Genomic DNA, 14,687 nt, shown 5'->3' with positions numbered 1-14,687 from the left:
CTCGAGTCGCCCTCACCCCAACCCTCTCCCGCAAGCGGGAGAGGGAGCGCGCTGTGTGCGCGGTTGGGGTTTCGGCTTACTCTTCGTTCTTGCCTTCGACGCGGCTGGCTTCGAACAGGAACCAGGTGCGCTTTTCGGTGTCGTCGATGAAGTTCTCGAGCAGGCCGGCGCTGGCGGCGTCCTTGCAGTCGTCGACGATTTCGTGCGCCTTGCGCATCGCCGCGGCCATCTTCTTGTTGTCGTTCATCAGCTCGCGCAGCATCTCGCGCGGGGGCACGTAGTCCTCGTTGTTGTCCTGGATGGTCTGCAGCTTGGCGATGTGGCCGATCGACTTCAGCGTGACACCGCCGACCTTGCGGACGCGCTCCGCCAGCGCGTCGGTGGTGGCGAAGATCTGGTCGGACTGCTCGTCCAGCATCAGATGGTAGTCGCGGAAGTGGCGGCCGCTGATGTGCCAGTGGAAATTCTTGGTCTTCAGATACAGTGCGAAGGCGTCCGCCAGCAGCGTGTTCAGCGCGGCGGAGATCTTGTCGACCGCCTCCTGCGGCAGGTCGGTGGGGGTGTCGAGGTCGGAGGCGACGGAAGCGGATTTGGCTTTGGTCACGGGCGTGATCCTATGCTGATACGAAATGCGGGGGTCGGAGGCTTGCGGCCGTCGGGACCGAGCATGACGGCCGGAAATTCCGCCGTCTTGCCGAAATCTGCGGTTTTTGTTTCCCTCGGTCGGCAAACGCTCTAGACCCCTGTCAACGCGCCGACATCCGACGCGTTCCCGGGAGGGAACAAAATCGGGACGGCGTCTGCCATCCTCGAGGATGTGGCGCCGGCGCCGCAGTGTGCGCCGGGCGGAATGCTTGCGGTGCTTTGCGAGGCCTGATGGACGACTGGATCGACTATTACGACTCGACCCACACGATCTACGTCAGCAAGCTGCATCGGGACGTGCATTTCGACGAAATCGCAACCGACATCATCGGTTATGTTCCTGCGCCGGATGCGACGGTGCTCGATTACTCCTGCGGCGAAGCGCTATCGGCCGCCAAGGTTGCGGCGGCTTGCGGCACGCTGATCCTGGCCGAACCGGCCCCGGGCGTGCGCGGCCGACTGAGCGCGCGCTTCGCGCATCATCCGAACATCAAGGTCCGGGCACTCGACGAATTGCCGGCGCTGCCGGACGGCTCGATCGACCTCGTGGTGATGAACTCGGTAGCGCAGTACATGAAGCCGGACGAGCTGGACCGCGCGCTGGGTCTGGTCCGCCGCCTGCTGAAGCGCTCCGGCAAGCTGGTGCTCGGCGACATCCTCGATCCGAAGGTCGGGATGGGCCGCGATGTCGCCGCGCTGCTGAAGATGGCCGCGCGCCATGGCTTCCTCACCGACGCGCTGTGGGGCCTGGCCCGGACCGCGCTGTCGGACTACCGCCAGCTCCGCACCAAGATCGGCCTGCAGCGCTACAGCGAAGCCGAGATGCTCGCCAAACTCACCACCGCGGGCTTTTCGGCGATCCGTGCGGATACGAATGTCGGCCACAATCCGTGGCGGATGACGTTCGTGGCGAAGCGGGCGGCGTAGCCCCAAGCACCGTTAGAAGTTGTTTACGCAGGCACACTGCCTGGGGCACCCTCACCCCAGCCCTCTCCCGCAAGCGGGAGAGGGAGCGCGCAGTGCAAGCGGCAACGTCGTGCGCAACAAGCGCCGCTCAAGAACAAAGGCCTTACCCCAGGCACGGCGAGCCCCCTCTCCCGCTTGCGGGAGAGGGTTGGGGTGAGAGCGACGCGGGCACGGCCTCGCGCTACACCACCACGCTCAGCCGCTTCGCCGCGCGGGTGATGCCGGTGTAGAGCCAGCGGGCGCGGCTGTCCTGGAACGCGAAGCTTTCGTCGAACAGCACGACGTCGTCCCATTGCGAGCCCTGGCTCTTGTGCACGGTGAGCACGTAGCCGTAGTCGAACTCGTCATAGGGCTTGCGCTGATCCCAGCTGATATCCTCGATGCCGCCGGCGAAGCATTCCTGGCGCACCGAGACCTTGGTGAGACGGCCGCCGAAATCCTCGTCGGGCGTCACCCGCATGGTGATGATCTTGGTCTTGATCGGCGAGCGCGATTTGACCCGCCACAGGCCGCCGTTGAACAGCGCCTTCTTGCGGTTGTTGCGCAGGCACACCAGCTTGTCGCCACCGACCGGGAACGGGTCTTCGATGTTGAGCCGCTGGCGGAAGCGGGCGTTGTAGGCGCGGCGGGTGTTGTTGCGGCCGACCAGCACCTGGTCGGCGTCCATCACCCGCTGCGGATCGAGCTGGTCGCGGGTCACCACCTCGGTCTCGCCGTAGCGACCGCGTTCGAGGCTCCTGCCCTCGCGCACGTCCATCGACAGCCGCACGATCGGATCGTCCTGCGCCTGGCGATGCACCTCGGTGAGCATCACGTCGGGCTCGGCATTGGTGAAGAAGCCGCCGCCCTGGATCGGCGGCAACTGCGCCGGATCGCCGAGCACCAGCAGCGGGCAATCGAACGACATCAGGTCGCGGCCGAGTTCCTCGTCGACCATCGAGCATTCGTCGATCACGATCAGCTTGGCCTTCGACGCGGGCGCATCATCCCACAATTCGAAGCTCGGCTGTTCGACGCCGCTCTCCTTGGTGCGATAGATCAGCGAATGGATGGTCTGGGCGTCGTCGCAGCCCTTGTTGCGCATCACGAGCGCGGCCTTGCCGGTGAAGGCGGCGAACTTCACCTCGCCGGACACGCCCTCGGCGATCTCGCGCGCCAGCGTGGTCTTGCCGGTGCCGGCATAGCCGAACAGCCGGAACACCAGCGGCGTCCCGTTACGGCCGGGCCTGGCTTTCAGCCAATCGCCCACGGCTTTCAGCGCCGCGTCCTGAACTGGGGTGAAGGTGGTCATGCGATCTCGCGGGCGGACACGCCGCGGGCTCACCCGCGGCGATTCGATTCCGGCAAGCTAGCGCGTCGCGCGCTCAGCGCAAGCCGGTGCCGCATCGGCGCTTTCGTCGATCGCGTCGGTCCAGACCTTGAAGCTGACCAGCGTGTTGGGGCCGAAGGTCTGGGTCAGCGGCACATCGGCCGCGTCGCGGCCCTGCGCGATCAGCACACGCGCGATCCGCGGCACGTTGTTGCGCGGATCGAAGGTGTACCAGTGGCCGCCGATGAAGGCTTCGAACCAGCCGGCGAAATCGCCGGCTGCCCATGGCTTCGGCGTGCCGACGTCGCCCAGATAGCCGGTGCAATAGCGCGCCGGAATGTTCATGCAGCGGCACAGCGCGATCGCCAGATGCGCGTAGTCGCGGCAGACGCCGCGGCCCTCGTCGAACGCTTCATGCGCGGTGCGGGTCGCGCGCGCGTGCTGATAATCGAACTTGATGTGGTTGTGGACGAAATCGCAGATCGCCTGCACGCGCGGCCAGCCCGGCGTCGTGCGCTCGAACATCTTCCAGGCGGTGTCGGACAACAGATCGGTTTCGCAATAGCGGCTGCCCAGCAAGTACACGATGGTGTCGGCCGGCAGATCCTCGATCGGATGCTGGATCGCCGACGGCACCACCGGATCGGGCACGCCGAGATCGCGGACGATGCCGTCCGCCGCCAGCCGCACGCGGCCGGCCGGCGCCACCATGCGGCTGCACCAATTGCCGAACATGTCGCGATACGGGTTGATCTGCACCGGCGGATCGACGGTGAGGAAATCCGGAACGATGACGTCGGACGCGCGACTGAAATGGGTTCCGAGTACCACGATCATCGGCGTCGGCTGCGCGAAGTCGTAGATCATCTCGTAACCGACGCGGAGTTTCATGGGGGTGGTCTCCGCAAAGGGCGTGGCAAGAACGGGAGTGATCGCCAGCTGTCCCCTTTAAATGGCGATCGAGAGCCAAAAAGCAAGTCATTGCGTCGCAAGCGGCGCGTAGCCGACGAATTCGATGGCTATCGCGGGCGAAAGGGCGCAGCATCAACCACAATCGTGGGGCGCGAAACGAAGCCGCCGACGCAAGGACGCAGCGGCCAGAAGGAGCGTCCATGACCACACGCACACGCCGCGAGACCATCGTCTTCGCTCATCCGTTTCGACTGCGCGGCCTCGACCGCGAGCTCCCGGCCGGCGCTTACGATCTCGTCACCGACGAGGAACTGATCGAAGGCTTGTCGTTTCCGGTGTTCCGCCGCGTCGCCACAATGATCACCGTGCCGTGCGCGCCGCCGCATCACAGCGCGGTCGAGATGATCGCGATCGACCCCGACGCCGTCAGCGACGCGCGACAAGCCGACAGCGGCACCAGCCGGTCCTAACCTGCGCTCCGCGCGGACGGCCAAACACGAGGATGATCCACCATGACGTTCACCAGCGGCAGCTTCCGCGGCTACGACGAGGACCGCTCGGTCGTGCTGTTTTCGATGATCGATGGTCACAGCGAAGTGCCGTGCGCGATCAGTTCGGATGCGATGGATTTTCTCGACGGCGCCAAGCGCACGGCGCCGGCGCAACGCGAGCAGCAGTTCATGCGGCTGCGCGCCAGCATCGAGAGCCGCGCCGAGCGCAAATTCGCCAATGCGGAGCTGGAAGGCAGGCCCGCGGGGATCATTCTGCGCAGCATCGACTTCCGCTGACGCGAAGCGTGCGCTGACGTTTTACGCCGCAGTGTGATCCGCGTTTGACATTTTCCGGACCTTCGCCATCTGTCGCGAAGGAGGATCGGCGAATGCGACGTGTGGCGACCTGGCTGTTGTATGCGATCGGCGCGCTCGCCTGCGCCTATCTGGCGCTGTACGCCTATGCGGTGCTGACTGCGCCGAAGCTCGAGCCGGGCGCCCCGATCAAGATCTTCCGCAATCCGGACGCGCCGAAATATTCATGAGCGATGACGTCGTAGGGTGGGCAAAGCGAAGCGTGCCCACGCGGACGATGCATTGTGCGCAGCACGCGTGGGCACGGCGCTTCGCGCCTTTGCCCACCTTACTTGATGAGCATTATCCCATCGACACGAATGCGCGCGGTTCGCCGGCGCCGGCGGGGGTGATGGGGAGGCCGCCATCGGCATATTCGTTGAGCTTGTTGCGCAGCGTGCGGATCGAGATGCCGAGGATGTTGGCGGCGTGGGTGCGGTTGCCGAGGCAGTGCTTCAGCGTCTCGAGGATGAGGTCACGCTCGACGTCGGCGACGGTGCGGCCGACCAGCGCGCGGGTGACCTGCTCGGCCGCGAACGTGGCGTGCGCCACGGCCGGCGGCGTCTTGGTCTGATCGAGGCGGTCGCCATCCGGGGTCAGGATCGCGTCGGCGCCGATCTCGTCGCCCTGCGCCATCAGGACGGCGCGGTGAATGGTGTTCTCCAGTTCGCGGACGTTGCCCTGCCAGCGATTGGCGGTCAGCACGCGGCGCGCATCGGCCGAGATCGGCCGCAGCGGCACGCCGTTGGCGTCGGCGTATTTCTTGGCGAAGTGCTGCGCCAGCTCGAGAATGTCGGCGGGGCGCTCGCGCAGCGGCGGGATCTTCAGATTGACGACGTTGAGCCGGAATAAGAGATCCTCGCGGAAGGTGCCGGCGCGGACCGCCTCTTGCAGGTTGCGGTTCGAGGTGGCGATGATGCGGATATCGACCGGCACTGGGCGGCTGCCGCCGACGCGGTCGATCACCCGCTCCTGAATGGCGCGCAGCAGCTTCGACTGCAGCCGCACGTCCATCTCGGAGATTTCGTCGAGCAGCAACGTGCCGCCGGTCGCCTCTTCGAACTTGCCGATACGCCGCGCCACCGCGCCGGTGAAGGCGCCCTTCTCGTGGCCGAACAGTTCGGACTCCAGAAGATGCTCCGGGATCGCCGCGCAATTGATGCTGATGAACGGCTTCTTGGCGCGGTGCGAGCGGGTGTGGACGTAGCGCGCCAGCACTTCCTTGCCGGTGCCGCTCTCGCCGGTGATCATCACCGAGGCTTCCGAGCCGGCGATCTGCTGCGCCAGCTTGACCACCTTGGCCATCGCCTCGTCGCGATACACCAGCTCGCGGGAATCGTTGGCGACCGCCGCCAGCACCGCGGCGATCAGCTCCGGATCGGGCGGCAGCGGGATGTACTCCTTGGCGCCGGCATGGATCGCCGCCACCGCGGCCCGGGCGTCGCTGGCGATGCCGCAGGCGACGATCGGCACAGCGATGTGCTCGGCCTCGAGCCGCATCACCAGATCGCGGATGTCGAGCGCGACGTCGACCAGCAGCAGGTCGGCGCCCTTGCCGCCGCGCAGCACCGCCATCGCCTGCTCGTGGTCGGAGGCGTGGGTGACCGCGGCGCCGTTGTCGATCGCGATCTTGGTTGCGGTGGTGAGCTGGCCCTTGAGGGTGCCAACGATGAGAAGCCGCATGGTTTGCTCCTGTGATCCTTAAGTCTGCCGCGCCGCCGAACGGCTGCGATTAGTTGTCCGCCTTGATGATTTCCGTCATGGTCACGCCGAGCTTGTCCTCGACCAGCACCACTTCGCCGCGCGCCACCAGCCGATTGTTGACGTAGATGTCGATCGCCTCACCGACGCGGCGGTCGAGCTCCAGCACCGCACCGGGCCCGAGCTTGAGCAGCTCGCCGACATCCATCTTGGAGCGGCCGAGCACGGCCGAGACCTGCACCGGGACGTCGAAGACCGCTTCGAGATCGGCGGCGACGCGCGAGGTCTGCTCTTCCTCGTTGTAGCCGACATCCGCCAGCGGCGGCGCGTCTGCGCCGTTCAGGTCCGGAAGCGGCAGGTCATTATCGCCCATGTGAAATCCTCAGATCCGTTGGCTACTTGCGAGACGCCATGTAGCGCCCGACCAGTTCGTTGATTTTCGCTTCGATCGCGGCGCGCTCCAACACCATGCCGCCGTCGGCCCATTCGACCTTGCAGTCGCCGCTGATGATCTCCGGATCCGACAGCAGCACCAGCCGGCCGGCAAAGCCGCTCTGCTTGGCGAGCAGTTCGATGCGTTCGCGCGCGGCTTCGTAGAGGCCGTCGCTGATCCGCACGACCAGATGCGGCGTCGAGACCAGATGCCGGAAGCATTCGCCGACCAGCGCGGTGATTTCCGCGAGCGGTTCGGCGGCGACCAGCTCGGCGCACAGTTTGCGCGCCACCGCCATAGCGACCTCGACCGCCTCGGTCTCCATCCTGCCTTCGACGCTGCCGATGCCGGCCGCGATCAGCTGCATCGCCTGTCCGATCTGCTCCAGCGCCATCGCGCTGCGGCGCTCGGCCTCGAGCTGCATCTCGCGCTGCGCCTGGGCGAAGCCGGACTGATAGCCGCGCTGCTCGGCGGCGGCGACAGCCTGCTGCAACTCGGCGGCGGCCGCGGCCTTTTCGCGTGCCTTATCGGGGGCGCCGAAATCATTGTCGAACAGGAATTTCTGGGCGGCGGCCATCAGTACACCAACTCGTCGTCGGCGCGGTTCTTGGTGAGCACGATCTCGCCCTTGGCGGCGAGGTCCTTGGCGAGATTGACGAGCAGCGCCTGCGCCTCGTCGACGTCGCGCAGCCGCACCGGCCCGAGCGCGCCCATGTCGTCGAGCAGCATCTTGCCGGCGCGTGACGACATGTTGCCGAGGAAGAAGCCGCGAACGTCTTCGTTGGCGCTCTTGAGCGCGATCGCCAGCTTGTCGCGGTCGATGTTGCGCATCAGCGTCTGCGCCGAGCCGGCGTCGAGCTTGACCAGATCGTCGAAGGTGAACATCAGCGCCTTGATGCGCTCGGCGGCTTCGCGATTGTCGTCTTCCAGCGAGGTGATGAAGCGGGTCTCGGTCTGACGGTCGAAATTGTTGAAGATCTCCGCCATCACCTCGTGGGCGTCGCGGCGGCGGGTCTGCGACAGGTTCGACATGAATTCGGAGCGCAGCGTGCGCTCGAGGCTCTCGACCACTTCCTTCTGCACCGACTCCATCCGCAGCATGCGGTTGATGACGTCGAGCGCCATGTCGTCGGGCAGGATCGCCAGCACCTTGGCGGCGTGTTCGGGCTTGAGCTTGGACAGCACCACCGCTGTGGTCTGCGGATATTCGTTCTTCAGATAGTTGGCGAGCACCTCCTCCTGAACGTTGGAGAGCTTCTCCCACATGTTGCGGCCGGCGGGGCCGCGGATCTCTTCCATGATGCCGCTCACCCGATCGGCCGGCAGATAGCGCTGCAGCAGCCGCTCGGTGGCATCGTAATTGCCCATCAGCGCGCCGGAGGCGGACATCCGCGACACGAATTCGAGCAGCAGATCCTCGACGACTTCCGGCTCGATGGTGCCGAGCGTCGACATCACGGCGGACAGCTCGCGCACCTCGTCGTCGTCGAGCATGCTCCAGATCTTGCCGCCATATTGCTCGCCGAGCGCCAGCATGAGGATCGCCGCGCGCTTCGGGCCGGGCAACGGCTTCGACGCCGGGCGGCCGCTCTGACGCTGCGCAAGCGTCGCAACGACACTGGCGATGTCTTCCGAGCCGGCGGTGAGGGCGGGAGTTTCGGCCATGGCTGATTAGGCGGGCTCTGCCAGCCATTGGCGAACAATGGCGGCGGTTTCGTTGGGATTGCGCTCGGCCAGTTCGCCGACGCGGTGGACGGATTGGGCGTGGACCTGGCCCTGCACCTGGGCGATGTCGATCATGTTCGGCTGCGCGACCGGCTGCCCGTCGGAGCCGATCTGCGGCAGGGTGCCGTCGGTCAGCGCCGGCACGCCGGCTTCCGGCGCCGTTTCGGCCGCCAGCACCCGCTTGACCAGCGGCCGGATCACCATGAACAACACCACCAGGCCGAGCACGAACAATACAGCGAGCTGAATCATGTTCATGATGTCGTCCTTGGTGAATTGAAGCATGCCGAGCAGGCCGGCCGGCTCCGGCAGCTTCTCGACCAGCGGGGCTTCGGCGAATTTCAGATTGACGACCTCGACCTGGTCGCCACGCTTCTGATCGAAGCCGATCGCCGAGCGGACCAGCGCGGCGATGCGGTCGAGCTGCTCCTTGCTGCGCTCGGCGTAGACCAGCTCGCCCTTGTCGTTCTTGGTGTAGCTGCCATCGACCAGCACGGCGACCGACAGCCGGTTGACGCGGCCGGCCTCGGTGACTTCGGTCTTGGTGATGCGCGAAATCTCGTAATTGTTGGTCTCTTCCGACTTCTTGCTCTGGTCGCGCGGACCGGCGGCGCCCGCGCCCTGATTGCCGGGCAGCTCATTGTTGACGGTCACCTGGCCGTCATTGGCCTGGGTTTGCGACTGCTCTTCGCGAGTCTGGCTGGAGCGCAGCACCCGGCCTTCGGGGTCGAACTTGTCGGAGGTCTGGGTGATCTTGTTGTAGTCGAAGTCGGCGGTGACCTGGACGCGGGCGCGGCCCGAGCCGACCACCGACGACACGATGCCCTCGACCTCGTTGCGCATCCGCTTTTCGAAAGCGCTGCGGCGCTCGTCGCCAGCGGAGCTGTCGGCCGCATTGGCGGTGGCCGAGCCATCGGCGAGCAGTTGCCCGCCCTCGTCGACGATCGACACCCGCTGCGGCTTGAGGCCATTGACCGCCGAGGCGGCCAAATGGCGGATCGCGCGGACCTGCTGCGGCTCCAGCGCGCCGCGTACCCGCAGCACGATCGAGGCCGACGGCTCCGGCGCTTCGCGCGAGAACAGCGGCCGCTCCGGCAGCACCAAATGCACCCGCGCCGCCTGAACGCGATCGATCGCGCGAATCGTCCGCGACAATTCGCCTTCCAGCGCGCGCAGATGATTGATGTTCTGCACGAAGCTGGTGGTGCCGAGCGCATCCGACTTGTCGAAGATCTCGTAGCCGACGCCGCCGCCCTTCGGCAGGCCGCCTTCGGCCAGCTTCATGCGCAGCCGGGTGACCTTGTCCTTCGGCACCATCAGGGTGGAGCCTTCGTTGCGCATTTCGAACGGGATTGCCTGCCGCTCCAGCTCCTTGATGATGCTGGAGGCGTCTTCGTTGCTGAGGTCCGTATAAAGGGTGGTCATCTGCGGCTGGGACACCCGCATGATGACAAAAGCAAAGAAGCCGAGCAGCGCCACCGTGACGGCGATCATCGCCATCAGCCGGGCGGCACCCAACCCTTTCAGGAAACCCAACACGTTCTGCAAGACCAGCCCCTTGGATTCGGCGCGAAAGGCCGACTAGGCAAATCTTGCCTATGGGATGGTTTCCAGAAGGTTAATAAATCTTAACGAGACGGAAATTGCTTCAGACATGACGAAAGCCGGCTTCCCGTAAAGGCGCCGGCTTTCCGAAATTCGTTAAGCTCCCGGTAACGAAGGTTACTGGCGATATTGCTGGATTCGGGTGGTTCGCAGCCCGGCCAGCCCATGCTGGTCGATCGAGAACTGCCAGGACAGGAACTCGTCCACGGTCAAAGTATAGCGGCTGCAGGCCTCTTCGAGGGAGAGAAGACCACCTCGAACGGCGGCGACCACTTCGGCCTTGCGGCGGATCACCCAGCGCTTCGTCCCCGGGGCAGGCAAATCCGCAATCGTTAACGGACTTCCATCGGGCCCGATGACGTATTTAACCCGCGGGCGGTGGGGTTCTGTCATGGCTTACTCACAACTCTCAAGCACTCAACATACTGTGTGATGAACGTACGTGGGCCGACTTAAAATTTGGCTAAGCCGCATGCAGCAATGTGATGCGCGGTGTTAGTAAAGTCGTAAGCATTGGTAGCCGGCACGCCGGCGGCCGCGAAAGCGCCTGTGCCGGCGGAATTTCCGCCTTTTCGACAAGGCGCGGGCCGGGACGATGAGGAGCGCGGCTGTCACGCCAAGACACCTGGTGAACCGATGTGATCGAGCGTGATCGGGCCCGCTGTGCACGCAACCGTCAACAACAGAGGCGGCGCCGCCTCCGGAATGCGGGTTATCGACGACGGACGCTGCTACGCGGCGTCGCGCGCCGGCACGACGAGAATGTCGCGATTGAGCCGGCGCAGGACTTCTTCGGTGACGCTGCCGAGCAGCAGCCGCACTGCGCCTCGGCGGCCGTGGGTGCCGATCACCACCAGATCCGGCCGCAGTTCGGCGGCAACGTCGACGATCGCGGCCTGCGCGATGCCTTCGCGGACGATGGTCGAGTAGTCGACATCGCCGAGATCGAGCGGCTCGAGAAAGTGCATCAGTTCGCGCACCGCCTCGACACGCGCATCGGCGAGGTAGTCTTCGACATTGCCCTTGTCGACGCCTGCGTAGCTCAGCATCCCGATGGCCGCCGCATCATAGACGTGCAGGATGACCATGCGCAGGTTGACCAGCAGGCCGAGCCGCCGTCCTGTTTTCAGCGCCTGCAAAGAGCAGTCCGACAGATCGACCGGCGCCAGGCAATGGGCGTAGCGCAGCGCCGGATCGATATTGGCCATCAGCACCGGCACCGGACTGTTGCGGATCACCCGCTCGGCCGTGGTGCCGACGAAGATGTCTTTCAGGAACGCGCGGCGGTGACTGCCGATCACGCAGAGATCGGCGCCCTGCTGCTCGGCCGCCTGCACGATGCCGGCGAACGGCGTGCCGCACACCACGAGTGGGCTGCATTGCAGGCCGGCCAGATACGCGTGCTCGCGGATCGCATCGACCAGCGCGGTCTCGGCGAGGTCGCACTCCGCCGCGACGATGCGCTCGGGCTGATCGTCGTCGACCACATGGGTCAGTACCAGACGCGCGCCCGTGTCTCGCGCGATCGCGGCAGCGCGGCGCACCGCGCGATCCGAGCGGGCGGAGAAATCCGTGGCGACGAGCACGACCTTCATATCGGGCCTCATGATCTCGGACGGCACCTGGTCCATCTGCACCTCCTGTTGATTCCTGGATGTCGAGAGATCGCGTGCGCTAGGGCTCGAGCCGGCGCAGCAGGCCGACACGCCGCATCACCAGCTTCTCCAATTCGAGCACCGCCATCATCACCACGCCGGCCACGATGATCACCGCGCCTTCGAGCAGCGACAGCGGCGTGGTGTCGAACAGGGCCTGCATCACCGGCGCGTAGGTGAAGGCGAGCTGCGCTGCGATCACCACGATCAGCGCCGCCAGCACCGCCGGCGTGCCGAGCGCGCCGCGCAGCGAGATCGACGACGTGTGCAGATAGCGGACGTTGAACAGATAGAAGATCTCGAACACCACCAGCACATTGACAACCATGGTGCGGGCCGTCTCGACGGACAGCCCGCTGCCGAGCGCGTAGAAGAAGATCCCCAGCGCTCCGACGGTGAACAGGAACGACACGAAGAAGATGCGCCAGACCAGGAAGCGCGACAGCAGCGGCGCATTCGCCGGGCGCGGCGGCCGCTTCATGACGCCAGGCTCCGGCGGCTCGAACGCCAGCACCAGGCCGAGCGTGACGGTGAGGATCAGATTGATCCACAGGATCTGCACCGGCGTCATCGGCATGGTGAAGCCGATCAGGATCGCCATGATGACGGTGAGCACCTCGCCGCCATTGGTGGGGATCGTCCAGGCGATCACCTTGCGGATGTTGTCGTAGACGGTGCGGCCCTCCTGCACGGCGGCGACGATCGAGACGAAATTGTCGTCGAGCAGCACGACCTCGGAGGCTTCCTTGGCGGTCTCGGTGCCCTTGTGGCCCATCGCGATGCCGACATCGGCCTGCTTCAGCGCCGGGGCGTCGTTGACGCCGTCGCCGGTCATCGCCACCACCGCACCGGTCGACTGCAGCGCCCGGACGATACGCAGCTTGTGCTCGGGATTGGTGCGGGCGAACACGTCCGAGCGCATGACGACGCTGGTGAAATCCGCATCCGCAATGGCGTCGAGATCGGCGCCTGTGACGACGTCCGGGCTCTCGGTGAGCGCGAGCTGGCGGGCGATCGCGGCCGCTGTGGCGGCGTGATCGCCCGTGATCATCTTGACCACGATGCCGGCCGAGCGGCATTCGGCGATCGCCTGGATCACCTCGTCGCGCGGCGGATCGATGAAGCCGACCAGCCCCATGAAGGCGAGGCCCTCGTCGAGATCGGCAAAGCCGAGCTGGTCGCTGACACGCGCCGGCGAGCGCACCGCGAAGCCGAGCACGCGCTCGCCTTCCGCGGCCGCACGCGCGATCTGCTCGGTCCAGAATTCCTGATCGAGCGGCGCGAGGCCGTCGTGGCTGATCTGCGACGCGCACATCGCGAGCAAGCGCTCGGGCGCGCCCTTGACGAAGATCACCTGCCCGCCGGACGCGGCGGCATGACGCGTCGCCATGAAGCGATGCTGCGCGTCGAACGGAATTTCGTCGGAGCGCTTCCACGCGCCGCGCTCCTGCGCCGGATCGAGCCCGGCCTTGATCGCCAGCGCGACCAGCGCGCCTTCCATCGGATCGCCGTCGACCACGTAGTGACCGTTGGCCTCGCGAAGCTGCGCGTCGTTGCAGAGCAGGCCCGATCGGATCAGCTGCAGCGCCGCGGCGACGGCAGCGGGATCGTCGCGACCATCGACGGTCAGCTCGCCCTTCGGGACGTAGCCCGAGCCGGCGACCAGGATGGTGTGCTCTGCGGTGACGATGCGCCGTGCCGTCATCTCGTTGCGGGTCAGCGTGCCGGTCTTGTCGGAGCAGATCACCGAGGTGGCGCCGAGCGTCTCCACCGCCGGCAGGCTGCGGATGATGGCGTTGCGCCGCGCCATCCGCTGCACGCCGATCGCCAGCGTGATGGTGATGACCGCCGGCAGCCCCTCGGGAACGACGCCGACCGCGAGCGCCACCACGGCGATCAGCGCTTCGCTCCACTCATAGCCGCGCACCAGCGTGGCGAAGGCGAAGATCAGCGCGGCGGCGGAGATCGCCACCCAGGTGAAGCGCTCGCCGAACCGGTTGATCTGGCCGAGCAACGGCGTGGTGAGTTGTTCGACGCCCTGGATCAGTGTCGAGATGCGGCCGATCTCGGTGCGTTCGCCGGTCGCGACGACGACGCCGAAGCCCTGCCCGGCCGACACCAGCGTGCCGGAGAACGCCATGCACAGCCGGTCGCCGAGCGGCGCCTCGGGCGCGGCAGGCTGATCATGTTTCTCGGATGCCACCGACTCGCCGGTCAGCATCGCCTCGTCGATCAGCAGGCCGCGGGCGCGGGTCAGCCGCAGATCGGCCGGGACGCGATCGCCGGCCTCGATCATCACCACGTCGCCGGGCACGAGTTCGGCGGCGGGGATGGCGACGCGGTGGCCGTCGCGCCAGGCATGGGCGCGCGGCGAGATCATCTTCTTGATCGCCACCAGCGCCTTCTCGGCCTTGTCCTCCTGCAAATAGCCGACGACGGCGTTGATCGTCACCACCGCGACGATCACGGCAGCGTCGATGCGATGGCCCAGCACCGCCGCGGCGACCGCGGCGGCAAGCAGGAAGTAGATCAGCGTGTTGTTGAACTGCGCCAGGAAACGCAGCACGGCCGAGCGGCGCGGCGGCTCCGGCAGTGCATTCGGCCCCACCGTCGCGAGGCGCTTCGCGGCCTCTGCGCTGCCGAGCCCGCCGCGGCTCGTCTCCAGAGCCGCCAACACGCGGTCGGCATCGATCGCGTGCCACATCTCCTCCGAGGCCTGATCGTTCGGGCCCTTGATCGTGGCTTCCATCGGCATGGTCATGCGTGTGTCCGGGATGTCGGAGTTGAAAGATCGGCGTTGCACGAGATGATCGCGCGGCGCGCTCGGCGATGACGTCGGGGCGCAGCCGCAGCTGCGGGCCTCGCGCCAGACGGGATGATGGGAGAAGCCG

The 14,687-nt window shown here is 66.2% G+C and carries 15 protein-coding genes; 4 read left to right on the top strand and 11 right to left on the bottom strand.

Translation table 11 applies throughout. The features are described from left to right. Positions 1–76: 76 nt before the first annotated feature. Positions 77–604: a Dps family protein gene (locus LPW26_RS19505; RefSeq protein WP_238737268.1), complete on the bottom strand. Its 528-nt coding sequence runs from the start codon at positions 602–604 to the stop codon at positions 77–79. A gap of 272 nt (positions 605–876) precedes the next feature. Between LPW26_RS19505 and LPW26_RS19500 the strand changes: the two genes are divergently transcribed. Continuing rightward, a complete protein-coding gene (locus tag LPW26_RS19500; protein WP_238737267.1) occupies positions 877–1,572 on the top strand; it encodes a class I SAM-dependent methyltransferase in 696 nt (231 codons plus the stop codon). Positions 1,573–1,792: 220 nt separating this feature from the next. Here LPW26_RS19500 and LPW26_RS19495 read toward each other — a convergent pair whose 3' ends face one another. Next, on the bottom strand, positions 1,793–2,902 hold the full coding sequence (locus tag LPW26_RS19495) for an ATP-dependent DNA helicase (RefSeq protein WP_238737265.1): 1,110 nt from the start codon (positions 2,900–2,902) through the stop codon (positions 1,793–1,795). 57 nt (positions 2,903–2,959) lie between these two features. Beyond that, on the bottom strand, positions 2,960–3,811 hold the full coding sequence (locus LPW26_RS19490; RefSeq protein WP_238737263.1) for a transglutaminase-like domain-containing protein: 852 nt from the start codon (positions 3,809–3,811) through the stop codon (positions 2,960–2,962). A 221-nt stretch (positions 3,812–4,032) separates the two neighbouring features. Between LPW26_RS19490 and LPW26_RS19485 the strand changes: the two genes are divergently transcribed. The 3 genes from LPW26_RS19485 to LPW26_RS19475 all read left to right on the top strand — a co-directional run bounded on the left by LPW26_RS19485 (position 4,033) and on the right by LPW26_RS19475 (position 4,868). After that, on the top strand, positions 4,033–4,302 hold the full coding sequence (locus tag LPW26_RS19485) for a hypothetical protein (protein ID WP_238737262.1): 270 nt from the start codon (positions 4,033–4,035) through the stop codon (positions 4,300–4,302). Between the two features lie 42 nt (positions 4,303–4,344). Next, the gene (locus tag LPW26_RS19480; protein ID WP_238737261.1) at positions 4,345–4,620 is read left to right on the top strand and encodes a DUF1488 family protein; all 276 of its coding nucleotides are present in this window, start codon (positions 4,345–4,347) and stop codon (positions 4,618–4,620) included. A gap of 92 nt (positions 4,621–4,712) precedes the next feature. Then, positions 4,713–4,868, top strand: a complete 156-nt coding sequence (locus tag LPW26_RS19475; RefSeq protein ID WP_238737260.1) for a hypothetical protein — start codon at positions 4,713–4,715, stop codon at positions 4,866–4,868. Between the two features lie 112 nt (positions 4,869–4,980). Here LPW26_RS19475 and flbD read toward each other — a convergent pair whose 3' ends face one another. From flbD to LPW26_RS19435, 8 genes are all read right to left on the bottom strand, one after another. Further along, positions 4,981–6,360, bottom strand: coding sequence for a sigma-54-dependent transcriptional regulator FlbD (gene flbD, locus LPW26_RS19470; RefSeq protein WP_238737259.1), 1,380 nt, complete (start codon positions 6,358–6,360; stop codon positions 4,981–4,983). A gap of 49 nt (positions 6,361–6,409) precedes the next feature. After that, positions 6,410–6,751, bottom strand: coding sequence for a flagellar motor switch protein FliN (fliN, locus tag LPW26_RS19465; RefSeq protein ID WP_238737258.1), 342 nt, complete (start codon positions 6,749–6,751; stop codon positions 6,410–6,412). A 22-nt stretch (positions 6,752–6,773) separates the two neighbouring features. Then, a complete protein-coding gene (locus LPW26_RS19460; protein WP_238737257.1) occupies positions 6,774–7,388 on the bottom strand; it encodes a FliH/SctL family protein in 615 nt (204 codons plus the stop codon). Then, positions 7,388–8,476 (bottom strand): flagellar motor switch protein FliG, encoded by a 1,089-nt coding sequence (gene fliG / locus LPW26_RS19455; RefSeq protein WP_238737256.1) that lies wholly within the window; start codon positions 8,474–8,476, stop codon positions 7,388–7,390. Before fliG ends, LPW26_RS19460 begins: the two co-directional genes overlap by 1 nt. 6 nt (positions 8,477–8,482) lie before the next feature. Next, positions 8,483–10,084 (bottom strand): flagellar basal-body MS-ring/collar protein FliF, encoded by a 1,602-nt coding sequence (gene fliF, locus LPW26_RS19450; protein ID WP_238737255.1) that lies wholly within the window; start codon positions 10,082–10,084, stop codon positions 8,483–8,485. Between the two features lie 174 nt (positions 10,085–10,258). Next, positions 10,259–10,534 carry a CtrA inhibitor SciP gene (sciP, locus tag LPW26_RS19445; RefSeq protein ID WP_002714638.1) on the bottom strand — a complete coding sequence of 92 codons (276 nt, stop codon included), beginning with the start codon at positions 10,532–10,534 and terminating at the stop codon, positions 10,259–10,261. Between the two features lie 338 nt (positions 10,535–10,872). Then, positions 10,873–11,772 carry a universal stress protein gene (locus LPW26_RS19440; protein ID WP_238737254.1) on the bottom strand — a complete coding sequence of 300 codons (900 nt, stop codon included), beginning with the start codon at positions 11,770–11,772 and terminating at the stop codon, positions 10,873–10,875. Between the two features lie 43 nt (positions 11,773–11,815). Beyond that, positions 11,816–14,551 carry a cation-transporting P-type ATPase gene (locus tag LPW26_RS19435; protein ID WP_406677940.1) on the bottom strand — a complete coding sequence of 912 codons (2,736 nt, stop codon included), beginning with the start codon at positions 14,549–14,551 and terminating at the stop codon, positions 11,816–11,818. Positions 14,552–14,687 lie beyond the last annotated feature (136 nt).

The organism is Rhodopseudomonas infernalis (assembly GCF_022271405.1).
In the GTDB taxonomy this organism is placed as follows: Bacteria; Pseudomonadota; Alphaproteobacteria; order Rhizobiales; family Xanthobacteraceae; genus Rhodopseudomonas; species Rhodopseudomonas infernalis.
Note: the sequence above shows the minus strand (reverse complement) of the source record. Positions and strands in the feature narration are given on the sequence as shown.